Source organism: Streptomyces sp. NBC_00038 (assembly GCF_026343635.1).
GTDB lineage: Bacteria > Actinomycetota > Actinomycetes > Streptomycetales > Streptomycetaceae > Streptomyces.
In genome coordinates this window covers 690,298-712,722 of sequence record NZ_JAPELQ010000001.1, presented here as the reverse complement: position 1 = coordinate 712,722, position 22,425 = coordinate 690,298, and the positions used below count along the sequence as shown (strand labels likewise).

Genomic DNA, 22,425 nt, shown 5'->3' with positions numbered 1-22,425 from the left:
CTTTTGAACTGCCTCGGGATCCCTACACCGGGAAGAAGAGCTCGTGAGTGTCGAACCGCCGTCCTCAGGCCGCCCCACCGGACCGCCTTCGGGCCCGCTGTCGGGCCCGTCCCAGCCGGGTCCGTCCGAGCCGAGTCCGACCCAGCCGAGTGGCCGCACGCCGTCCGGGCCACCGCCGAGCGGGGCGGGTGGCGGCGGCTCGGGTGGCAGCGGCTCGGGTGGCCCCTCAGGGCCCAGCGGACCGGGTGAACCGGGCGAACCCGGCAAGGGCCCGGACCGCCCCTGGTGGAAATCCGCACCCCGCGTCGCGCTGATCACCGGAGTCGTGGTGGCCGCCGTGGTCCTCGGCCTGGTGTTCACCCGCGACGACGGCGGCAGCGACACGTCCGCGACCGGCGGCGAGGTCTTCCTCCAGTCCGCGAGCAAGTCGGGACCCGACCCGTTCACGGAGTCGACGGCGACCGACAGCTCCGCCGCGCCCGAGACACCCTCGATGCCGACGGCGTCGGAATCCGCCAACGTGACGCGAGGCGTGGACGGTTCGGCGCCGGGCCTCTACGGCGGCACCCGCAACGTCTCCAGCTGCGACGTGGAGAAGCAGATCAAGTTCCTCCAGGCGGACCCGGCGAAGAACAGCGCGTTCGCCTCGGTGGTGGGCCTCCAGACCTCCCAGGTCCCCGGCTATCTGCGCGCGCTCACCCCGATGCAGCTGCGCTACGACACCCGGGTCACCAACCACGGCTACCGCGACGGGGCCGCCACCAGCTACCAGGCGGTCCTCCAGACGGGCACCGCCGCCCTCGTCGACGACCACGGAGTGCCCCGGGTGCGCTGCGCCTGCGGCAACCCGCTGGGCGAGCCGGTCCCGCAGAAGACCACACCCAAGCCGACCGGCGACTCGTGGCCGTCCTACCAGACGCAGAACGTCGTGGTCGTCTCGCCCGCGACGACGGTCATCAACATCTTCGTCATCTTCGACCCCGACAACGACGAGTGGATCGCCCGGCACAAGGGCGACACGGGTCACCGCGACGAGAAGACGGACCCGCCGGCGCACCAGCCCTTCCCGTCGGCGAGTGTCCTGTCCCCGGCGCCCAGCTCCAACTCCCCGTCGCCGTGCGTGTCTTCGGCTCCCGGTACGACGCCGTCGGCACCGCCCAACGGCTCGTCGAGCCCGTGCACGTCGACGTCCCCGTCGTCCTCACCGCCCACGTCGTCCGAGTCCTCGCCCTCCGAGTCCGACTCGGACTTGGAGTCCCCGCCCTCCGAGCCTCCGACGACGGCATCGGACTCGTCTTCGTCACCCGACCTCTCATCCTCCGCCACCATGACGGAGACGACGGAGTCGTCAGCGTCGGTGACCTCGGCCTCCGCGTCCTTGAGCGCCCCGGAGTCGTCCGCGACCTCCCCGGGGCTCTGAGGCGGGCACCGAGAAACGCACCGAAATCCGCACCGAAAAACGGTGCGGATTTCCGGCGCACGGCCGATCCTCGTAGGCATGGCCGACATCGCCGGGTTGCCGCCCGGGAACCCCCATCCCGACCGGAACTTCGGGTCGTGGGACATGCTCGCGCAGCGGGACGGCGATCGGCGGTCCGCCGGGGCGTTCGTGGGGGAGCGGGACACGCTCGTCGGAAGTCTGCGGAACCAGCGGCTCACCCTGCAGATGAAGTGCGCCGGGCTCGACGCCGAGGCGATGGCCCGGCGCTCGGTCGAGCCGTCGAACCTGTCGCTGCTCGGACTGGTGCGGCATCTGGCCGGTGTCGAACAGACCTGGTTCCGGCGGGTGATGGCCGGACAGGACGAGCCCCGGCACTACCGCACCGACGACGATCCCGAGGGGGACTTCAACGGCGCGGTGGCCGACCCCGCGGTCGTCGCGCAGGCCTGGGACACCTGGCGCTCCGAGGTCGCCTTCGCCGAGCGCTTCGTGGCAGGCGCCCCCAATCTCGACATCAGCGGCACGGACGGCGACGAACCCGTCGAACTCCGGTCGGTCCTGGTGCACATGATCGAGGAGTACGCCCGGCACAACGGCCACGCCGACTTCCTGCGCGAGCGGATCGACGGGAGGGTCGGGCGGTAGCCGTCCCGGTGGGACGAGCGATTCCACCGAGAGCGGAACGCCGGTCCCTTCCCGTACGACTCCGCGCTTCTAGGCTGAAGGGGTGAGCAACCAAGCGCCGAACGAAGCCCGCGTCATCCCTCTGCGTCCGGCGGCCGCGCCGGGTCCGGCCCCGGCTCGGACCGACGCTCCGGCACGTGCGCCGCAGCTGCGTCCCCGGCCGGTCCTAGCGCCACGCCAGGCGCAACCCGCCCCCGCCCCGGCGAGCAAGGAACCACTGTGGCGCGACCTCGTGGGTGACGTCCTGCGGCGCGAGCGGCTCGCCCAGGAGCGGACCCTCAAGGACGTGGCCGACGCGGCGCGGATCTCGATGCCGTACCTCTCGGAGCTGGAGCGCGGCCGCAAGGAGGCCTCGTCCGAAGTCCTCGCGGCCGCCGCGCGTGCCCTCGGCCTGGGCCTCACCGACCTGCTCTCGCTGGCCCAGGACGAGCTGACGCGGCTCTCTCAGGTCAGGCCGGGCCGGAGCCGCACCACATCGACACCTCGATACGACGGGATGTGCCTGGCCGCCTGACACAGGGCCCGTGGCGCCCGGGAGTCAGATCACCGGCAGCCGCCGGCTCACCACCTCGTCCGCGAGCCCGTACGCCACGGCCTCCTGCGCGGTGAAGATCTTGTCGCGGTCCATGTCGGCGCGGAGGGTGGCGACGTCGTGGTGCGTGTGCCGTGAGAGGACCTCCTCGACCTGCGAGCGGATGCGGAGCATCTCCTTGGCCTGGAGGGTCAGGTCGGAGACCGTGCCCTGCCGCCCGCCGCTCGCGGGCTGACCGAGCAGCACGCGCGCGTGCTCCAGCACGAACCGCCGCCCGGCATCGCCCCCGGCCAGCAGCACCGCCGCGGTCGAGGCCGCCTGCCCGACACAGAACGTCGAGATCGGCGCCTGCACGTACGTCATCGTGTCGTAGATCGCCATGAGCGAAGTGAACGATCCCCCGGGCGAGTTGATGTAGATCGCGATCTCGTTGTCCGGGCCCGACGACTCCAGATGGAGGAGCTGCGCGATGACGACGTTCGCGACCCCGTCGTCGATCTCCGTACCGAGGAAGATGATCCGCTCGGACAGCAGCTTGCTGAACACGTCGTACGACCGCTCGCCCTGCGGGGTCCGGTCGACCACGTTCGGAATCGTGTACGTACCCATGTCAGAGCCCCATCCGTCGCCGTGACGCGGCCGGCCGGACGTCGTCGAGCGACTCCACGACCCGGTCGACCATGCCGTATTCCTTCGCCTGTCCGGCCGTGAACCAGCGGTCACGGTCGCCGTCGCGGGAGATCGTCTCCTCGCTCTGGCCGGTGTGCTCCGCGGTGATCCGCTCGATGGCCTTCTTCGTGAACTCCAGGTTCTGCGCCTGGATCTCGATGTCCGCGGTGGTTCCGCCGATACCGGCCGACGGCTGATGCATCATGATCCGCGCGTTCGGCAGCGCGAAGCGTTTGCCGTGCGCTCCCACACTGAGCAGGAACTGCCCCATGCTCGCGGCGAATCCCATGGCGAGCGTCGACACGTCGTTCGGGATCAGCGTCATCGTGTCGTAGATCGCCAGGCCCGCGGTCACCGATCCGCCCGGGCTGTTGATGTACAGGCTGATGTCGGTCCGCGAGTCCTCCGCGGACAGCAGGAGCAGCTGGGCGCAGACCCGGTTCGCGGAGACCTCGTCGACCTGCGTACCGAGCAGGACGATCCGCTGCGCGAGCAGTTGCGCGGCCAGATGGTCGTCGAAGCGGGTCGCGGGGGTGTCGCCCTCGTCGGCCCGCGGTGCGCGGGCCGGGTCCATGCCGGTGATGAGTGGAGTCATCGGTCCTCCGTGAGGTGTCGGAGCGGCGCGTCTTTCGTCGCCGCGATCTCCACCATCGGACCGAATGCGCCCCGGGATCAGGTTTCTCGGCCGGTAGCAGATTCGCTACGGGCAGAGGGGGAGGCCGAACCCGGAAGCGGCGTCGGCCGGTCCCGGTCCCGGCCGGACGTCCTCGGCTCGGCCGGTCTCGCGCAGCGACCGGAAGAAGGCCCCGGGCGCCGCTGCAGGGCTCGGCCAGTGCATCGCCGCGCCGGGCATCTTCGCGAGCTCCCTTTGAGGGTGGAGCCCGCTGTTTCCCGCTTGATCTGGTGTGCTTGTGTGCGGCGCTCGGACAGCGAGGCCTCTGCAGGCCAGACCAGCGAGCGGCCGCACTACTTCCGCGACTTGTCGGTGAGTTGGTAGCTGCCGAGTCCATGCCGGGCGGTGAGCGCGACGACATTGAATCCGTGTTTGGTGAGCGACTCGTCAATGTGGTCGCACAGTTGCTCGTGTTCGCCGGTCTCGCAGGCGCTGTGCTGAATCAGACGGCACGATTCCCAGACTCACCCTTGGCGCAACGCCTTCTCACGCCCCCGAACGGGGAGTGGCCCGGCCGATGGGCTCAGCGGGGTCCCGTCCTACCCGCCGCTTGCCTTACCGTTGCCGGCCCCGCTTTCCGCGCCGTCGGAGTCGTTGCCGGGAGTCCCGTTGCCCGGCGTGGCGGTGTTCCCCGCCGTGCCCGTGCCGGTGTCCGCAGCGCTCTCGCCGGGTTTGCCCGTGTCGCTGGACCTGCCCGGTGCGGCTGTCGCGCGCGCCAGCCGCTCGGCGCAGTACGCGGCGACCTTGCCCTCGCCGCCCGCCGCCGCGACGAGTTGCTGCCAGGCCGTCGCGTCGAGCGCGTTGCCGCGGTCCTTGACGTGCTCGTAGGCGCGGCAGTGGGCCTCGGTGTCCTGGGCGGCGGCCGAGCCGTCCGTCGGTCCGACGCCGCCGGAGGATGCCGACGAGGTCTCACCGCTCGGCCGGGCCGGGGCGGACGCCGAGGGGTGAGCGGTCTTCCGGTCGGCACCGGTGCCGACCGTGGACGAGTCGGCCGAACCGATGGCCGCGACCGCGACACCGCCCAGGGCGAGGCTGGAGACCACGACGGCGAACGTTGTCTTCACAGGGCGCCCGGTTCGCCGCTCCGCGGGCAGTCGCCAGTCGTCCCGGCGCCGGGTACGCGCCCGATGCGCGTCCGTGCCACGGGTGGCCCGGAAGGCGGCCACGGCCCGCTGCTCGGCCTCGGGAGCGAGATCGGCTCCGCGTAGGACGGTGGCCAGCACCGTCTCCAGCGCGGTGTCGCCACCTATGTCCCGCGGGGCGGACACGGCGTCGTCAGGGGCGACCCATCGACGGCCCGGCACTCCGTCGCCGCTCAGCCGTTCACGCATGCCCGCTTCCGTTCCTGTCCGACATATTCGATTCACCTGGAGTTCCGGGCCCTGCTGCCTGTCCGCCGGCCCAGTGCCGCGGGCGTCGTTCACTTCGACTCCCCCAGCGTCCAGGACGCCTCATCCGTCACACCCTCTGCCACCTGGCCCCCGACGCCCAACTGGTGGGCGAGGCGTTTCAGACCTCGGTGGGCGGCGGTGCGCACCGCTCCCGGGCGCTTGCCGAGGACGCGCGCGGAGGCGGTACCGTCCAGGCCGACAACGACTCGCAGGAGCACGGCCTCGGCCTGGTCCTTCGGCAGCCCACGGACCAGTTCCAGTGCCCGCTCGGTGGAGAGGGCCTCCAGTGCCTCGTCATGGGTGCTGTGCGGGCCGGGCAGGTTCAGTACGTCCTGCTCGGTCCCTCCCGACCGGGGCCGCACGCGCTGGCGGCGCAGATGGTCCAGTGCCCGGTGCCGGGCGATGGTCGCCGTCCAGCCGCGGAAACCGGCCCCGTCCCCCTTGAACCGTGCGAGGTCACGGGCGATCTCCAGCCAGGCGTCGGACGCCACGTCCTCCGCGTCGTCGCCGACGAATCCGCGCAGATACCCGAGCAGGCCCGGCTGCACGATCCGGTAGGCGACCGCGAAGGCGGTCTCGTCCCCGTCCTGGGCCCGCGCGACTGCCGCGCTCAATTCCCCGTCGTACGTCTGTACGCGGCGGGATTGCCGTGCCTGGCCCAAGACTGTCCTCGTTCGCACCTGGTTCAAAGCGAGTCCGTTCTGTCCGACGAGCACCGTTGGCATCGACGGCCCCATTGAGACCAGCGCGTGTTCTCACGGAAGTGTCACAACGCATCAGGCGTCCCTGACGTTGTCGTCGGAGCTCCTGTCGCGTGGGCGGCGAAGCCGCGAGGGCCGTCGGCAGCTCCAAGGAAACGGCGACGTAAGGACGTTGAGCCGATCCGTGCGCCGGGCCGGACGGCGTCACGGCTCAGCAACGCCTGGCGAATCCGGTGTTCGGACACCTGCTCGCAACCCGTGCCGTCCCGGCCGGGTGACGTATCGCGCCGGCCGTGCGCTGTGTGAGTACCGAGTCCGCGCCGGACTGCCCGATGGTGATCGGTGATCGGTAATCGGTGATCGCCAGGCCGGACGTCGGTGCCACGACCACTCCCGGACCCTCTCTCCGCGCCGCTCTCGACTCCCCCCGGAGGCGACATGGAGAGGGACGGGGGCGGCCGGACCCCAACCAATGGTTGGGGTCCGGCCGCCCCGCACGCCGTTCGGACCGACGGCGGACGATCACCTCACCCGTGTACGCCCCGAAGCCGCGCAGCGAGGTCGGCAGGTGATCCGTCACCTGGTTCTCCGGGGTTCCCACAACTGGCGCAGAGCCGCCTCCCACCTTGCCGTACGACGGCCGGGGGGGCTTCCGGAACGCGGCGTGCGCCGGGCGGAGTGATGCTCCGGCGTCCCCGTGCGCTCCTTCTGTGATGAGCCTCTACTTTCATTTGCGAGCGGTACCGCCCCCGGCACTGCGCAACAGCGCGACCTGGCTGGAACGGCTGTTCGGGGACGCCTCGGACCCCGTCCGGCACCGCGTCGACCGGCACCGCGAAGATGTGCTGGACAAGCGATATCTGGACCAGGAACTCCTCTACGCCGGCGATCCCCCGCACAGCGCGGAGCATCGACCCCAGGCCCAGGTGGTGCTCGGCGGCCGGCCGGTGTTCCACCCCGATCGGTACAAGCCGCCGTTCCTGGTGCTGACGGCGGGCCAGGCGCAACGGGTGGCCAGGTTCCTGACGATGGCCGACTTCGACGCGCTGTGGGTCTTCGCCCGCGACGAACTACTGCCGCGCTACGGCGGCGTCACCGCAGAGCCCGACACGCGGGGCATCTTCGCGGCGGCGCATCGGGAGCTGACGGAGTTCTACACGCAGACTGCCGCGTCCGGAGACGCGGTGGTGAAGTGGCTGCCGACCTGAAGCACGCGGCACGCGGACTCCTCCATGGCCATCGCCAGGCTCAATCGGCAGACCTGACGTCCGCGCCGTACGCCTGCTGGGCCGCCGCAAGGTATTCCGGGTAATGCCCGACGCCTCTGGAGATCCTCGACAATAGACAAACCGGCCTCTCACGATCGGGCACGGGTACCTTCTGATCCGAAGATCATAGATATGCCCGCGAACCGGTGTCGACTGCTGGTTCCATTGGAGTCATGTCGACGCCTCCGCCCCCGAGCGATGAGCAAGCATTGCTCCAGTACCAAGCGGTAGCCACTCGCCGAGCCGGCTTTGACACGATGATGTGGCAAGTGCCTGGTCTGGGGCTGACGGCTCAGGCGTTCCTCATGACAATCGCTCTCAGCCCAGATACGGGGCAACTGGCGCGGGTCACTTCTGGGGTGCTGTCGATGGTGGTGTCCTTCCTGTCCGTGCAGCTCTTGGCGAAGCACCGCCACCACGAACTGGCTGACAGCATCTGGTTGCAGGAGTTCGAGAGGGTGAGGGGACTGCCTGAAGTCCATGCTCCAGGAGCAGAGCGCTGCCAAGCTGCGGGCATTCAGTCCAAGGGCTTGGTCAAGCTTCGTTCCCATCGGGTCTGGACCGTTGGGTTGGCTGCGTTCGGAGTTGTCGGCTTCGGCGTAGCAGTCGCGGCCTTGGTGCGGCCCTAAGTCACGCCTGAGCAAGCGTGCGGCGCTCTCAGCTTGGGAAGCTGCGATCATTCTGGGCGGACTCGGGCGCTGACCGAGGTGCGACCCCGTCGGGCTCGGTTGCTTTCACCGTGATTCCCCGCTCGATCTGGTGCGTGTGTGGTGCGGCGCGCGTGCGGCGGCCGCGCTCAACCAGCCTCCTGCCGCATGTAGTCATGGCCCTGGTGCATGACGGGACTTTGGCTGTAGACGAAGATGCAGCCATGGGATCAATGCAACCGGATATGGCCTGGCCGTTCCCCTCAGGCGTCTTCCCTTCGGAGTTGCTGGCCATTGTCCAACGCACAGTTGCCGACGGGAAGTTTCCAGCCCTGATGGTGATCCACGACGACGAGGATGACTGGCTCCTGTGTGACAGCATCCACGATCCGAACGCCGACGATGCCTCGATCGTGACGCACATGGATCACGTCCTCGCTCAAGACTCGTCGCTCGCAGACCTGGCCGGCATGCCTCCGGGCCACGTCGCGGAACGGTCGAGGGCTCAGACTCCGTGGAAGATCAGACCGTGGACGTACGCGAGCGACGAAGAGACCTGACCTTCCACCCCACACGCTTTCCAACTGTGGTGATGGGGCCTCGGGCTAGCCGTGGTGAACGGCACTCAATGAGACGGAAAGTGAGACGGGCGGCCATGCCGGTGGTCAGCTGCACTCTGCTGTCTCATGATTGAGAACCGGGTCAGCGCACGTGCGTGGCCGCGTGAAGAACGAACCGCTCGACCGCTACGCCGGTGAGATCATGTCTGCGCTTGTGGTCAGCCACATCATCAGCCGAAATCATGTCCCTGGCCTCGATGACTGCGGCGTCCGCAAGCCGCACGAGCTCCTGGTCATCAGTAAGGAGTTGCATACGCCAGCGGATCTGTCGAGTGACGCCGCGCAGGCGGTGCGATTCGAGTGTCGCTGCTGTCGACTCGGGACTAGCTGGATCGAGTTGCATGAGCTCCCACCGCCGATACTGGCTGCTCCGATAGTCCGTCACAGCCTCCGCGAACGCGCTGTAGGCGGCCAGCCGATCTTCGCGCAGGCGATCCGCCCGGGAGCTGCGCGTCGCGGACTCCGCTGCGCGGCGCTGGAATGCGTAGGTGGTCGCTGCTCCAAGTAGCGTGCCGAACACAGCTACAAGACTTGCGTAGACAGCCTGCATGCGCAGAGCAAAGCATCTGGGCCAGAGGCGCGCACTACCGCCTACAGCGGTAAGAACCCCGGGTGCTGTCGGGGTTGAAAGTCTGGTCTTCGTTGGCCGGAAGGACGCTCCCCTCCGCAGCATGGCCTTCGGCCAGCAGTGACGACGCGCCTCAATGACCTGCAGGTTCGTAGCGTAGCGGGTGACGAGAATCGAACTTGCGCCCTCAGCTTGGGAAGCTTGGGTCTTCAACGGGCGATTGTTGGGCTGACCTGTGGCGGAGTGATGTTGGAGTTCTGGCTGTACCTGTGGTCAGCCTCCGCTGTTCCCCGTGGTTCCCCGCAGGATCTGGCACGCGAGTGGCACGATCCCTCCTCCGAGCTGCCGGGGATGAAGCTCGACCTTGGAACGTGCTGGCACTGTCCATGTGTATTCCGCAGTCCGGCAAGAGTTGCAGGCCTCGGATACCACAGAGAGCGGTGCGTTTGAGCCTCGCGAGGCAGTGGAGTGTGATGGCCAGGGTCGGGTGATGAGGCGCCGGGCCCAGGCTCGGGAAAGGCCGTCGCACGACGGCTGGCGATCGGTCCAGCACGATTATTGGATCTCCTCGAAGGGCAGGCTAGGCGTTAAAGCAGGGGGTGGGGAAGATCGCAAATCAGAGGCAGGGGCAGGATTGGGCACGGCCTGGGAATCTTGGCTATGGAGGGGCATCGGACGCCGCTACGTTTGTCGCTGCTCCTCTTCTCGCCGGAGCGGCAATAGCTCTCATTGGTGTAGTCTCTTCTGATCGTGAAAAATTCCGGTGGCCGGATCAGTCTGCATTTGTGCTAACGATAGCGTCACTCGTTCTCGTGCTGTGCATACAACAGAGTTTCTCGGCGCGGCAATTCCTCTATTCGGCTGCCGACGCAAGGGACTGGTGGGACAGCGATTTGGATGGTGTAGAAGCCCACATTCAGAGGCAGCAGCGTGAGGCTTTGCGAGTCTGGAATCGGAGATCTTGGCGAATTGGGATCTCTTACAATTTTGGTGTTGCATTTCTGTCTTTAGGCATAGCCCTGGTCTTGGCTCCACCCGAGATCCTTACCACAGGTGCACCCGTTCAAGAGGGTTGGCGCTGGGCCGCTTCAGGTATTGCTTTTCTCGGTTTCGTCATTGATGTCATTTGGACAATTGCACAACGAGTGCCGGAATTCATGATCTATAGAGCCCGGCGGCGGTTGCTTCGACGGGCCCGGTCAGAAGGGGGATCGTAATGCCACCAGGACAGCCGCCAGATTCTCTCACCTGCCCTGCGTGCGGTGCATCACGATGGTCATACGTCACAGGACGATCAGACGACGATGAGCACTATGGTGCGTGCCAATTTCAGGACATTCGTTTGGAATATGTCGCTGGATGCTCACTCGGCGAGGCTGAGGCGATCGCGCGAGTAGTGCGTAGGGACCGAGAGAGCACCACAGGCGATCCGTAAGGGGCACTTGCTGCCATGACGGTGGGTGCACCCCGGATCTGGGGCTTGCCATGCCGTGGACGGCTTTAAACGGCAGTGAACTGGTCGGAAGGCGAGGCGACCCACCATGAGTCGAGCCGCCTCATCGAGCGCAACCTTCTGATCCGTAGCTCTAGTGGGATCAGTCAGTGACGGCTATTCCGACCGCTACCGAGCCCCGCAGGGGCGCTATTGGTCGCGGGTGATCGCTGAGGTTGCGGTACTTGGCTGCTGTACCGCAGGATCCACACGGGGGTGACCATGGAACGGCATGTGCTGGAATCGCTGTTGGCCGGTGATGACGAGGCGTCCGTGATAGCTCTGGCCACCCTCCACAGCGGCGCCACCTACTGGGTGGGAGACCAGGCACAACCCGCAGGCCAGCATGCCGGAGTCTTCATGCGTCGACTTCAGCGCATGAGGATGCACGGACTCGAACCTCTTGGGCTGGAACGAGCAGTGCAGCTGATCCGCGAACATGGCCGGCGCGTGCGCACAGGGCTGATCGATTCTGCCGATCGGACATGGACCACCCTGCTCTTCCTCACCGAGGACGGCAGCGCACTAGTGGCCTGCGCCGGCTGGCCGCTGCCGCTAGTTGTCAGGGAGCCACCGCTTTAGGAGTTCGATCCCGCGGCTCCGATACCGCCCTCGCAGCGCTACCGGTGGAGCGTGGGCGATTGCTCAAGGCCGCCTGTGTCCACCGTCGTTGATGTCAGGTTGGATGGTCCGATGGAGCGTATTGAGGTCGAGCTGTTCACAGATGGTGGCAACGACGCCGTGGTTCGCATGCCCGGTAGAAATTTCCCCGGGGTTCTGGTGCAGGGCGACTCCCTTCACATCATCCGTAGCGCCGTGGTCGAGGTGACGGAGGCATGTGAGCGAGGCGACCTGGATGAAGCTCGGGACTCGGCCAGCTTTCTTCTGGCGGACCTGGATGCTCTGCTGGCGCGGTATGAGGCTGCGTTGCGCGAGCACGATATTCGGCGGCCGTATTGAGCTTTCGGGCCATCAGCTTGGGAAGCCGCGATTATTCGTGGCCGGTTTAGGCGCTGACCTCGGCGAACGGCCGAGTTGCGGCGTCCTCGGCGACGCCTGCGTTTCCCGTGATTCCTCGCTGTTCCCCGCCCTGAAGGGTGTTGCACAAGGCCGTGTTCGGGCAGGCCAGAGTGTGTGAGCACAGTCTTCTGGTCATGATGCGAGGGCGAGGTTGTGCATGTGGGCGACGGCTTGGACCGCGTGATGGAGGCCGTCGCCGTGCTGTCGGCAGTCGCGGAGGATCTTGTAGTTCTTCAGGCGGCCGATGACGTGTTCCACGCGGGCGCGGACCTTGCGGTGGGCGGAGTTGTCGTCCTCCTCGCCCGGGAGCAGAGCCCGTCCGGGGCGTTTTCGGTGCGGTACCGCCATGCCGCAGTTGAGGTAGGCGCCGTCGCCGAGCACCGTCACGCCCTCACAGTGTCGGCTCAGCCCGGACGCACGCCAGGCGTGGGCGTCCGCCGTCGTGCCCGGCACAGGGCGAGCTGCCGCGATCACGAGCCGCGTGTCCGCGTCCACGACGACCTGCACGTTCGCGGAGAACCGGTAATTGCGGCTGGACGCGGCCACCTTTCGGTCGCGGAGCGGGATCAGTGTGCCGTCCACGATCCACAGGCGTTCTGGGGCATCGGCCGGGCGGGAGACGGGCTCGATCGCGAGCAGCGGTCCCAGTCGTTGGATGACCCGGCACACGGTGGAGGAGGAGACACCGAACAGCGGGCCCAGCTGCCGCATCGTCAGATTGGTGCGGTAGTACACCGCGACCACCAGCACCCGCTCGGCCAGCGGCAGCGACCATGGCCGGCCCCGCAGGGTGCCGTCACCGCCCCGCTCCCGCACCACCTTCAACAGACGCCCGAACTGCGTCACTTGCAGCCCGGTGAATGTCTCCACCCACACCCGTTCGGCCCTCAACACCCCTGCCATACACCGGAGATGCCCAGTTCACAGCCTTGTGCAGCACCCTTTAGGCGCCTCTGATGAGGTCGGCAGAGTCTCGATGACCGGGTCAAGCCGTTGACGATCTTGAAAACCGTCGTGGCAGCGATGTCACCGTGGGTTCAAATCCCACACCCACCGCAGGCGAACGGCCCCGACCAGCTACATCGGTCGGGGGCCTTCGGCTTGGTCGGTGTCCGAGGGCTCCCGCTGTTCCCCGTGGTTTCCCGGTCTACCGGGCACGCAAGGGGCACGGCAACTGTTGTTCCTGGTGGAAGTCGCTCCCGGTTGGGTAGAGCCAGCGCAACGTCTTGCCTGTGTCCAGGTGAAAGAGGTGGGGGATTTCATGGACCGAATGCTGCGGTGGTCCGATGAGCTTTCCAGTTCGGACGCGGAGGCGATCGAGCGCTTCCTTGGGCCGAGACTCCGTCAGGTGCAAGACACTCAGCCGCCTGGGTCCGACCAGCATCGGGCCGCAGCGAGCGTGTCCAACCTGCTGTCTGAGGTCGTCCCGATCTTGAGTTCTTACATCCAAGCAATGTCGCTCCCTCCCTTCGGTACGGCAGCGGAGCGATCTGCAAACACCGAGCGGCTTAGCAGCGGGATCCTCCTGCACTGGAACTGGCTGGTGTGCATAGCCGAGCCGTGGCGGGAGGAGCCTGGATTCGACCACGTCCGTTGGAAGCGTCTAGTCATCCGCAACGCAGAGCAGCAAGCCTTTGTCGAAAGATTCAGCCAGTGAAGCGGGTGTTCTCTCGGTCCTGCCCTAAGAGCTCAGACGCCGAGCCTGCGCTTCCTTTACCACCACTCGCCCTGGCTCCCATCCCGTCTGCGGTCGGCCCACACACCGTGGAGCGGGCGTGGTTCATGGCGTCCAGGTGGAGCGCGCCACTGTACGAACGACCTGGACGCCATGGGCCGCGTCTGCTCGGCTCTGCCTGGGTCGATAGCGGACGGGATGGGAGCCCCCGCACCAGCCACTCACGGCCGGCACTCGCGAACGGTGCCCCCCGCCATCCTGGAGTCTGAGCGCCCCCGCCGGAGGCTTGTCCTGACCGTCACGGCTGCATGTACAGGTCTCCACTCTGGGCCGTAACTTGCTGCGGCCCCATGGGCCGACCCCGGCGCCGAAGGCGCAGAGGGGTCGGGCCCAAGGGGCCAGCCCGCGCCGTGCGCGGGCACTTGAAACAGTGGAGAAGGTCTGAGCCAGCTGGGCTGTCTGTTACATGTCCGATCCCGGTAGATGCTTGACATTCCAGTCCCAGCTGATGGTTGACGGTGGCCGTGATCGGCTTTGCTGTGCGCGTTGTTGGCGCGTGTGGGGAGGCCGGGATTGGCTCTGGTGGAGTTGTCGGTTGTCGAGCAGAGATACCGGGCTGTGCTTGCGGTGCTGGCGGGTGCGACGGTGACGGAGGTCGCCGCTCAGCTGGGCGTTTCGCGGCAGACGGTGAGCGGGTGGAAGTCGCGGTATGAGGTCTCGGGTCTGGCGGGTCTGGCGGACCGTTCTCGTAGGCCGGCCTCGTGTCCGCATCAGGCGTCTGCCGCGGTGGAGGCGGAGGTGTGTGAGCTGCGGCGTGAGCATCCTCGGTGGGGGCCGCGGCGGATCGCTCATGTGCTGGAGCGGTCCGGTGCGGTGGAGCCGGTGCCGTCGCGGATGACGGTGTATCGGATCCTGGTCCGTCACGGGCTGGTGGAGCCGGGGGTCCGGCGCCGGAAGCGGTCGGATTACAAGCGCTGGCAGCGGGATCGGCCGATGCAGTTGTGGCAGATGGACATCGTTGGCGGCGTGATGCTCGTCGACCCGGTCACCGGGGTGCTGTCCGAGGCGAAGGTCGTGACCGGGGTGGATGATCATTCGCGGTACTGCGTGATCGCGTCGGTGGTCGAACGGGCGACGGGGCGGGCGGTGTGTTCGGCGTTCGCGCGGGCCTTGCAGGCGTTCGGGGTGCCGTAGGAGGTGCTCACCGACAACGGGAAGCAGTTCACCGACCGGTTCGGGCAGGGCGGTGAGGTGTTGTTCGACCGGATCTGCCGGGAGAACGGGATCGCGCACCGGCTGACCCAGCCGGCGTCGCCGACCACGACGGGCAAGGTGGAGCGGTTCCATCAGACACTGCGGCGTGAACTCCTCGACGACTGCGGTGCGTTCGAGAGCATCGCGGCGGCCCAGAGGGCATTGGATGCGTGGGTGGAGGAGTACAACTGCGTTCGTCCGCATCAGGCGTTGGACATGCAGTCTCCTGCCGACCGCTTCACCGCGGTTGCTGAGCAGGAGCGGGGCGTGCTGGGCGTGCGGGTTCCTGGCGTGCTGGCGCTGGTGCCGCAGCAGCGGACGGCGCCCGTGACAGAAGATCCTGCTGATGTGCTGCCCGATGGTCCTGCGGATCCGCCGCTGCCGGTGTCGGTGTCGGTGGAGCGGGGTGGGCCGGTGGAGTTCGAGCGGGTGGTGCCTGCGAGTGGGAATCTGCAGGTCGCGGGCAAGCAGTTCTGGCTCGGTCCGGCCCGCTCGGGGCTGACGCTGACCTTCTGGGCCGACACGTCGGTGATCCATCTGCTGATCGCCGGGACGCGGGTCAAGACGGTGCGTTCGCATCTGTCCGTTTCGGATCTTGCGGTGCTGGCGGCCCGGGGAGGACGTGCGGCCGGGCCGTCTCCGCTGCCGGCCGGTGATGCGGCCGCGTTCGAGGTGGACCGGGTGGTGAACAACGGTGGGCTGGTGGGCCTGGGCGGGCATCAGGTGCTGGCGGCGGAGATTCTGGGCGGCCGTCAGGTGGGCATCCGGATCGACGACGAGACGCTGTCGTTCTTCGACCTGTCTTCGCGGGAACTGCTGCGGGTGCGGCCCAACCCGCTGAACAGCGGGGAAGTCCGCCGGTTGAGGGGACTGCGTCCAGCCGGGCCACCACCGCGTCCGGGTGTCGAGCCGGTGCGGGTGCAGCGGCGGATCAGCGCGGTCGGCACAGTCATGGTCTGCCGGCAGGTCGTCTCGCTCGGGCGGACGTACGCGGGCCAGACCGTGACCGTGCATGTCGCGGAGTCGACCCTGACCGTCGAACTGGACGGCCAGGTCCGGGTCATCCAGCGCACCACCGACATTCCCGTCCGGCATGTGAAGGCGAACAAACCCCATGAAGTTTCGGATGTTGTCTAGGCCCACCGTCAAGCATCACCTGGGACCAGAACGTCAGCCATCACCTGGGACTAGACAGGGCTGCCTGTTACAGCCTGAAGGACAGCTCCAGGTCGTCGCCCGGAAGGTGGAACTCCTCCAGGGTGAGCGGCTTCTCTGCGGCGGTCAGCGTCACGCGGATGATGTGGAGTAGCGGGACGCCTTCGGGGAGCCTGAGAGCCTGGGCTTGGTCCGGGAGTGGCATGCGCGTGCGGATGTACTCCGTGAAGTGGAGTTCGTGGCCCAGGTCGGCAAGTGTTCCGTAGAGCTCCGGGGCCTGCGGGGGCGCTTCCTCTTCGTACTTCGTGTCGACTAGTACGGAGAACGGCACGTACGTGCGGTGGAGTTGGCGGAGGCGGCCGTTGTCGGCGGTCTGCAACGCGTCGTAGGTGAACATCGGCTCGCCTGGGGGGATGCGCAACAGGTCGGCGAGTGCGAGAGGGGCGTCCGTGCGCGTGGCTACGGGGGGTTCCGCGTTGGCCCATCGGATGCCGTCGGCCTCGGCGTAGCCTCCGTCCGGAGTGCGGCGGACGCCGCGCGGACGCGTGAGGCTCGGGCGGCTGTGGGGGGAACGGGCGAAGGTGCCTCGGCCCGTGATGACCTCGACGAGACCGGATGCCCGTAGCTCCGTGAGGCCCTGACTTACCGTGGCCATGCGCCCCGGTGAGGCGCTGGGCCTGCGTCGTTCGGACTGCGCACTTCCCGCGAAAGGCTGGGGGCGTATTGAGCTGGCCGAGACGCGTCCGACAGCGGGCAAGGCGTGGACCGACTCTGGCGAGGCGCACGACAGACGGGGCCTGAAGCAACGTGCGGCGGGTGAGGTACGCATCGTGCCGATTCCGCCTCCGTTGGTGCTGCTGCTCCGTGAGCACCTGAAGGAGTTCGGCACGGCGAAGGACGGCCGGCTCTTCGCGAGCGAGCGGGGCAACGTCGTGGCCGCGTCGTCGTACTCGCGCGTGTGGAAGCAGACGCGGGAGTTGGCGCTCGTACCGGGACAGGTCTCGTCCGTGCTGGCCTTCCGGCCGTACGACCTCCGCCATGCGGGCGTCTCGCAGTGGCTCAACTCCGGTGTGCCCGCTCCGGAGGTGGCGGCTCGTGCAGGGCATTCGGTGGACGTGCTCCTGAAGATCTACGCGAAGTGCATCGACGGCCAGGAGCAGGAGATGAACGACCGGATTCTGAAGGGGCTAGGGGAGGGTTCAGCGGACTGACACAACAACCTGATCGAATACGGAAGCCCCGGGCTACGAGTGGTCCGGGGCTTCGGTCTGCCGCGAAGTGTGTGCTCTCCTGGGCTATACGGCCGGAGAACGATCCGGCCAGGTCCGACTGAGGAGACACCATGCCCCCTGAGCCCATAAGTACCCCCACAGAGACCCGCGTTCGCCTGAAGGATGGTAGCTATGCCGTCCTTACGCTCGCGGACGTCGCTGTTGCTGCCTTGCATACGCCCGAAGACGAGAAGTACGACGTGCTCGCGGTGGTCGGCGGAAAGAACGTCCCCGCCCTCGTGCTCGCGCGGAATGCACTGAATGGCCAGGACCCGTGGAACACCAACGTTGCCGAGATGGCTCTGCATGATCTCGGGTTCAACATCCTGGTGCGGCGCCGGTTCGACAACGCCACCGGTGAGCCGGTGCGGCTAACTCGTGAGCAGATCAACGACTCGTCGATCTGACGCCGGACGACGTCTCTGACGCGATCGCCCGAACGGCATTCACCGGATGTGAGGCTGGCTTCTATGCCGGAGCTCCGGACTGCGAGCGGTCCAGGGCTCCGGCCTGTCCACAGGTGGTCCACACGGCTACGCGCGGAACTCGTGAAACAAATGCTGACCTGCCCGAAGTACGCCAAGATCATTACGTCACCATTACGTGATCACTGGCAGACGGCTGCTTTCGGCGGCATCCGCCTGCACAAACGCCAAGACCCCGTCCTCAGCGAAAGCGCTGATGGCGGGCTCTCTGGGCACCTCATACAGGGTGCCCCCGGCAGGATTCGAACCTGCGCACACGGCTCCGGAGCCCGGATATCCGCGAAGCGACCCCGAGTTCCGTCGATCTCGGTGGTGAACTGGGGCCATTCGTTCAGCCGCGCCTCCGCCGCACGCCAGTCGTAGCTGTGCCGTCAGTACCGTACGAGCTCTTCGAGGTAGTCCCGCCGAACTCCGTATGCCCGGTCCACGCCCAGCAGTTCGTCTGGACGGGCGCGTGCGGTCGATGCGCTGGTTCAGATCGTCGGGATCGCTCTGCGGGAAGTCGATTTGGCAGGGCTGAACGGGGGCGGTATCCGAAGAGGCCATGTCTGTGGATGCTGTCTCCGGGGCCAGCGATCACGCCGGGCGATTTTCGGACGTCGAAGGGTCCGCCGGATCGTCCGCCCGGCCGTCCGCGGAGCCGTCCGCAGGCCAGAAGGACGACGTCGCTGCGACGCTGAATCCCGTGCCCGCGCCGCCGATGAGTTTCCGGGTGAGGATCGGTCGACAGTAATGACGACGATTCCCCGCCCCAGGAGGTACTCATGCCCGCCGACGGATTCACCACCTGCCTGTGGTTCGACGGTCAGGCCGAAGAGGCCGCGAACCACTACTGCTCGATCTTCAAGAACTCCGAGCTCGGCAGGATCGGTCGCTACTCGGAGGCCGGACCGGGGCCCGCCGGTTCCGTGATGGCCGTCGAGTTCGTGGCCAACGGCCAGAAGTTCGTCGCCCTCAACGGCGGCCCGCAGTTCACCTTCGACGAGGCCATCTCCTTCCAGATCTACTGCGAGGACCAGGACGAGGTGGACTTCTACTGGGACAAGCTCACCGAGGGCGGCGGCGAGGGCGGCCCCTGCGGCTGGCTCAAGGACAAGTTCGGCCTCTCCTGGCAGGTCGTCCCCACGAAGCTGATCGACATGATCAGTGACCCGGACGCGGAGAAAGCGGTCCGCACGACCCAGGCGATGTACAAGATGGGCAAGCTGGACATCGCTGCCCTGGAGAAGGTGTATGCGGGGGAGTGAGCCAACCGGCTCGGCGCGCAGCGGTCGGCCCGCCCCTCACGTGAGGCTCAGGCGAGCTGACCGCTGTGCAACGCCGTGTACACGCCGCCCCGCCGCAGCAACTCCTCGTGTGTGCCGATCTCCTGGATCGCCCCGTCGCCCATCACGACGATGCGGTCCGCACCGCGGACGGTGGACAGCCGGTGCGCCACCACGAACGTGGTGCGGCCGTGCAGCAGCCGGGCCAGCGCCTGCTGGACCAGAGCCTCCGACCGGGTGTCCAGCGCCGAGGTGGCCTCGTCCAGGATGAGCACCCGGGGATCGCGGATCAGCGCCCGCGCGATGGCGAGCCGCTGCCGCTGTCCTCCGGAGAGCCGCGCCCCGTGCTCGCCCACCACGGTGTCGAGCCCTTGCGGCAGCCGGTCCACGAACTCCAGCGCGTTGGCGTCGCGCAGGGCATCCCGTACCGCCGCGTCCCCGGCGTCGTCCATGCCGTACGCGACGTTCTCCCGAACCGTGCCGTCGAAGAGGATCGACTCCTGCGGTACGACGGAGACGAAACGCCGGTAGGTGCGCAGGTCCAGGGTGTTCATGTCGGTTCCGTCGAGCAGCAGCCGGCCCGATGTCGGACGGATGAAGCCGATGACGAGATTGAGCACCGTCGACTTCCCGGCCCCCGAGGCGCCGACCAGGGCGATGGTCTCGCCGGGGGAGACGGCCAGGCTGAAGTCCCGTACGGCGGGCCTGTTCTCGTCGTAGGCGTGCCCCACCCCTTCGAAGGTGACGGCACCGCGCAGCGAGGTCACCTCCGCCTTGCCCTCGTTGTCCTCCAGCTCGGGCGCCTGGAGCACCTCGCCGATCGAACGTACGGACTCCAGGCCCTTGGTGATGACCGGCGCGAGAGCCGCAAGTGTCGTCGTGGAGTTGGTGAGTGTGGTCAGGAAGGCGCTGAGCATGACGACGTCGCCGGGTGTGACACCCCAGTAGCCGTAGTACGACACCAGCGCCGCGGCGGTGAGGAACAGGATCCCGACCATGTTGAGGAACACCCACGCCAACGAGCCGAACCGCCCGTTGAGCAGATCGAGCCGCATCCCAGAGCGCAGGACCTGGCGCAGCGTGATGTCCATCCGCCGGAGCGCCTTGCCCTCCAGCCCGTGCGCCCGGGTGACCGAGATGAGCCGGGTCATTTCGGTCACCCGTGTGGACAGGTGCTCGACCTCGTGGCGGAAGTTCTCGTTGTGGCTGCGCAGTCGGGTCCGCAACCGCGCCACCAGAAGGGCCGCGACGGGCACGATGCAGAGGAAGACGGGCAGGAACTCGGGTGTGCGTATGGCGATGATGACGAGTCCGCCCGTGAGCACGGTGAGCGCGCCGAGCCCGTTCTCGGCGGTCTGCTGCACCATCTGCTCGACGGTCTCCACGTCCCGGACGACCTTGGCCTGCAGGACGCCCGCGCTGACCCGCGAGTGGTAGCCGATGGACAGTTGCTGCATCCGCGTACAGAGCGAGGAGCGCAGATCGGTGCCCATGCGGCGCACGCTGCCGTACAGCAGGCGGACGTAGAGGAGATGCAGCGGGAGGTTGACCGCGAGGATGAACAGCAGGGCCCCTGAACTGACCCAGAGGCGGCCGATCGGCCCGTGCTGGACGACAGTGTCGATGATGGACGCGGTGATCAGGGGCAGCAGCCAGAGCGGACTGTGCTTGACCGTGAAGACGGCGAATGCGGCGGCGAGCCGCCACCGGTCGGTGCGGAACAGATAGGCCAGCGTGCGGACCGGGTGCTCACCCCGGTAGCGATGGTCGAGCGGTCTTTCGGACGACGCCATCGGCGTTGGTCCTCCCCAGTGGCGGAGTAGCGGGCAAGCGCTTTCCTGCCCATCCCGGGCTGGAGTACACCGGGCCGGCGGTCTGCCTCCGGCATGGCGGGGAGTCGCGTAAAGAGTGGGTTTCCGAGGTTAATTCCAGCGCTCTGAGGGTTGGCGTGGAACCGTCGCCCCGTTATCGTTCACGCACTTCACTCAATCGTTCCGCTGAACGAATAGCGAGAAGGACGGTCGGTCCATGTCCGACATCCACCACCCGGGACGGCGGTCGGTCCTCGTCGCGGGGGCCGCGAGCACCGCCGCGCTCGGCGCGTCCTGGCTGCTCACCGGCTGTACGGGTGCCGCGGCCGCGCCCGTGCTGCCCGCCGCCGCCCAGAAGGGCGAACCCGACCGCGGTGGCACCCTCCGTATCGCCCGGCCGCCGGCCTCCGACGCCGAGACCCTCGACCCGGCCAGCGCCCTGTCGGCGTACGAATACCTGGGCGCCCTCTACAACCGGCTCGTCCGCGTCGACACCGACGGCGATCTCGCCCCCGACCTCGCCGAGTCCTGGGAGCCCGACGCCAAGGCGCGCACCTGGACCTTCCGCATCCGCCAGGGCGTCACCTTCCACGACGGGCGCAAGCTCACCTCGACCGACGCCGCGTACACCCTGCGCCACATCCTCGACAAGGCGACCGCCTCGCCCCAGGCGGCCGTCCTCGAGCCGCTCATCGACCCCGACACGCTCCGCACCCCCGACGACCACACCCTCGTCGTCCCGCTCAAGAGCCCCAACGCGGAGTTCCCGAGCCTTCTCACGCACTACAACTGCTATGTCGTCCCCGATGGCAGCGCCCGCTCGATCGGCCGCACCGGCATCGGCACCGGTCCCTTCAAGCTGGAGTCGTTCGCCCCCGCGGGCCCCGGCCGCGTCACCGCGTACGAGGACCACTGGGAGGGCCGCCCCGTCCTCGACGCGATCGCCTTCTACTCCGTCGCCGACATGTCGGCCCGCTCGAACGCCCTCCTTGCGGGCCAGGTCGACCTGCTCGCGCAGACCAACCTCGACTTCGCGACCGCCCGCGTGGTCGCCGCCTCCGACCGGGCCACCATCGCGCGCGTCAAGAACGCCCAGTGGTACGTCCTGCCGATGCTCACCACGGAGAAGCCCTTCACCGACGTACGGGTCCGGCAGGCGATGAAGCTCGCCTACGACCCCGAGCACGTGGTGAAGGTGGCCCTGCAGGGCGCGGGCACCGCCGGCTGGGACAACCCCGTGCCGCCCAGCGACCCCGCCCACATCGCCGCACACCCGAAGCACGACCCGGAGAAGGCGCGGTTCCTGCTGAAGCAGGCCGGGCACGAGGGCCTGGCGATGGACCTCTACACCTCCTCGTACGACCCGATCTTCACGCCGATGGCCCTCGCCTACCAGGACTCCGCCAAGCGGGCCGGCATCCGGATCAAGGTCAAGACGGCGGCGGCCGACTCGTACTACACGCAGATCTGGATGAAGAAGCCGCTCATGGCGACCTACTGGTACACCGGCAGACCCGTCGACCAGCTCTTCACTCAGGTCTTCCGCAGCGGCTCCTCGTACAACGAGACGGCCTGGTCAGACAAGGAATTCGACGCGCTCCTGGACCGCGCCCGCCGCGAGATGGACGACGCGAAGCGCCGCGAACTGTACGGCGAGGCGCAGACCTTCGTCGTCGAGAAGGGCGGGGCGATGACCCCGATGTTCGCCGACCGGCTCGTCGGCATCTCGCGGAAGGTGCGCGGATACGCCGAGCACGGCTTCGAGTTCGACTACCTCGGCATCGGCCTGAAGGGGGCCTGAGC

19 protein-coding genes and 3 pseudogenes are annotated in these 22,425 nt (G+C 67.7%); 13 read left to right on the top strand and 9 right to left on the bottom strand.

Translation table 11 applies throughout. The annotated features are described in order from the left end of the window. Positions 1-43 precede the first annotated feature (43 nt). The 3 genes from OG219_RS03390 (at position 44) to OG219_RS48110 (ending at position 2,639) form a co-directional block, all read left to right on the top strand. Positions 44-1,420 carry a DUF6777 domain-containing protein gene (locus OG219_RS03390; RefSeq protein WP_266822677.1) on the top strand — a complete coding sequence of 459 codons (1,377 nt, stop codon included), beginning with the start codon at positions 44-46 and terminating at the stop codon, positions 1,418-1,420. Between the two features lie 144 nt (positions 1,421-1,564). Next, positions 1,565-2,086, top strand: a complete 522-nt coding sequence (locus tag OG219_RS03385) for a DinB family protein (RefSeq protein ID WP_266835988.1) — start codon at positions 1,565-1,567, stop codon at positions 2,084-2,086. An 82-nt stretch (positions 2,087-2,168) separates the two neighbouring features. Continuing rightward, positions 2,169-2,639: a helix-turn-helix transcriptional regulator gene (locus tag OG219_RS48110; protein ID WP_323183262.1), complete on the top strand. Its 471-nt coding sequence runs from the start codon at positions 2,169-2,171 to the stop codon at positions 2,637-2,639. 24 nt (positions 2,640-2,663) lie between these two features. On the opposite strand, the gene OG219_RS03375 is transcribed toward OG219_RS48110, so the two are convergent. From OG219_RS03375 to OG219_RS03360, 4 genes are all read right to left on the bottom strand, one after another. Further along, positions 2,664-3,266, bottom strand: coding sequence for a ClpP family protease (locus tag OG219_RS03375; RefSeq protein WP_266822675.1), 603 nt, complete (start codon positions 3,264-3,266; stop codon positions 2,664-2,666). Between the two features lies 1 nt (position 3,267). Beyond that, positions 3,268-3,921, bottom strand: coding sequence for an ATP-dependent Clp protease proteolytic subunit (locus tag OG219_RS03370; protein WP_266822673.1), 654 nt, complete (start codon positions 3,919-3,921; stop codon positions 3,268-3,270). A 617-nt stretch (positions 3,922-4,538) separates the two neighbouring features. Further along, a complete protein-coding gene (locus OG219_RS03365; protein ID WP_266822672.1) occupies positions 4,539-5,330 on the bottom strand; it encodes a hypothetical protein in 792 nt (263 codons plus the stop codon). Between the two features lie 89 nt (positions 5,331-5,419). Next, the gene (locus OG219_RS03360) at positions 5,420-6,052 is read right to left on the bottom strand and encodes an RNA polymerase sigma factor (protein ID WP_266822670.1); all 633 of its coding nucleotides are present in this window, start codon (positions 6,050-6,052) and stop codon (positions 5,420-5,422) included. A 752-nt stretch (positions 6,053-6,804) separates the two neighbouring features. On the opposite strand from OG219_RS03360, the gene OG219_RS03355 reads away from it, so the two are divergent. Both OG219_RS03355 and OG219_RS03350 read left to right on the top strand, forming a co-directional pair. Then, positions 6,805-7,299 carry a DUF1877 family protein gene (locus OG219_RS03355; RefSeq protein WP_266822668.1) on the top strand — a complete coding sequence of 165 codons (495 nt, stop codon included), beginning with the start codon at positions 6,805-6,807 and terminating at the stop codon, positions 7,297-7,299. A gap of 883 nt (positions 7,300-8,182) precedes the next feature. After that, a complete protein-coding gene (locus OG219_RS03350; RefSeq protein WP_266822666.1) occupies positions 8,183-8,566 on the top strand; it encodes a hypothetical protein in 384 nt (127 codons plus the stop codon). 142 nt (positions 8,567-8,708) lie between these two features. Here OG219_RS03350 and OG219_RS03345 read toward each other — a convergent pair whose 3' ends face one another. Beyond that, a complete protein-coding gene (locus OG219_RS03345) occupies positions 8,709-9,176 on the bottom strand; it encodes a hypothetical protein (RefSeq protein ID WP_266822664.1) in 468 nt (155 codons plus the stop codon). Between the two features lie 1,732 nt (positions 9,177-10,908). On the opposite strand from OG219_RS03345, the gene OG219_RS03340 reads away from it, so the two are divergent. After that, complete coding sequence (locus OG219_RS03340) at positions 10,909-11,268, top strand: hypothetical protein (protein ID WP_266822662.1); 360 nt, start codon at positions 10,909-10,911, stop codon at positions 11,266-11,268. A 111-nt stretch (positions 11,269-11,379) separates the two neighbouring features. Continuing rightward, positions 11,380-11,646, top strand: coding sequence for a hypothetical protein (locus OG219_RS03335; RefSeq protein ID WP_266822660.1), 267 nt, complete (start codon positions 11,380-11,382; stop codon positions 11,644-11,646). Between the two features lie 192 nt (positions 11,647-11,838). Here OG219_RS03335 and OG219_RS03330 read toward each other — a convergent pair whose 3' ends face one another. Beyond that, the gene (locus OG219_RS03330; RefSeq protein ID WP_266822658.1) at positions 11,839-12,609 is read right to left on the bottom strand and encodes a transposase family protein; all 771 of its coding nucleotides are present in this window, start codon (positions 12,607-12,609) and stop codon (positions 11,839-11,841) included. A gap of 358 nt (positions 12,610-12,967) precedes the next feature. On the opposite strand from OG219_RS03330, the gene OG219_RS03325 reads away from it, so the two are divergent. After that, positions 12,968-13,363 carry a hypothetical protein gene (locus tag OG219_RS03325; protein ID WP_266822656.1) on the top strand — a complete coding sequence of 132 codons (396 nt, stop codon included), beginning with the start codon at positions 12,968-12,970 and terminating at the stop codon, positions 13,361-13,363. Positions 13,364-13,954: 591 nt separating this feature from the next. Continuing rightward, positions 13,955-15,772 (top strand): annotated as a pseudogene (locus OG219_RS03320) (IS481 family transposase). A gap of 67 nt (positions 15,773-15,839) precedes the next feature. Here OG219_RS03320 and OG219_RS03315 read toward each other — a convergent pair. After that, the gene (locus OG219_RS03315) at positions 15,840-16,388 is read right to left on the bottom strand and encodes a UTRA domain-containing protein (protein WP_266835986.1); all 549 of its coding nucleotides are present in this window, start codon (positions 16,386-16,388) and stop codon (positions 15,840-15,842) included. Here OG219_RS03315 and OG219_RS03310 point away from each other — a divergent pair. After that, a pseudogene (locus tag OG219_RS03310) lies at positions 16,357-17,001 on the top strand (tyrosine-type recombinase/integrase); the annotation flags it as partial. The gene OG219_RS03315 and the pseudogene OG219_RS03310 sit on opposite strands and share 32 nt — an antisense overlap. 131 nt (positions 17,002-17,132) lie before the next feature. Beyond that, positions 17,133-17,468: a hypothetical protein gene (locus tag OG219_RS03305; RefSeq protein ID WP_266822654.1), complete on the top strand. Its 336-nt coding sequence runs from the start codon at positions 17,133-17,135 to the stop codon at positions 17,466-17,468. 329 nt (positions 17,469-17,797) lie between these two features. Here the strand turns inward: OG219_RS03305 and OG219_RS03300 are convergent. Next, positions 17,798-18,092: pseudogene (locus OG219_RS03300) on the bottom strand (epoxide hydrolase N-terminal domain-containing protein); the annotation flags it as partial. 218 nt (positions 18,093-18,310) lie between these two features. On the opposite strand from OG219_RS03300, the gene OG219_RS03295 reads away from it, so the two are divergent. Next, positions 18,311-18,793, top strand: coding sequence for a VOC family protein (locus tag OG219_RS03295; RefSeq protein ID WP_266822652.1), 483 nt, complete (start codon positions 18,311-18,313; stop codon positions 18,791-18,793). Between the two features lie 47 nt (positions 18,794-18,840). Here OG219_RS03295 and OG219_RS03290 read toward each other — a convergent pair whose 3' ends face one another. Next, positions 18,841-20,604: an ABC transporter ATP-binding protein gene (locus OG219_RS03290; protein WP_266822650.1), complete on the bottom strand. Its 1,764-nt coding sequence runs from the start codon at positions 20,602-20,604 to the stop codon at positions 18,841-18,843. Between the two features lie 235 nt (positions 20,605-20,839). Between OG219_RS03290 and OG219_RS03285 the strand changes: the two genes are divergently transcribed. Then, positions 20,840-22,423 carry an ABC transporter substrate-binding protein gene (locus tag OG219_RS03285; protein WP_266822648.1) on the top strand — a complete coding sequence of 528 codons (1,584 nt, stop codon included), beginning with the start codon at positions 20,840-20,842 and terminating at the stop codon, positions 22,421-22,423. Positions 22,424-22,425 lie beyond the last annotated feature (2 nt).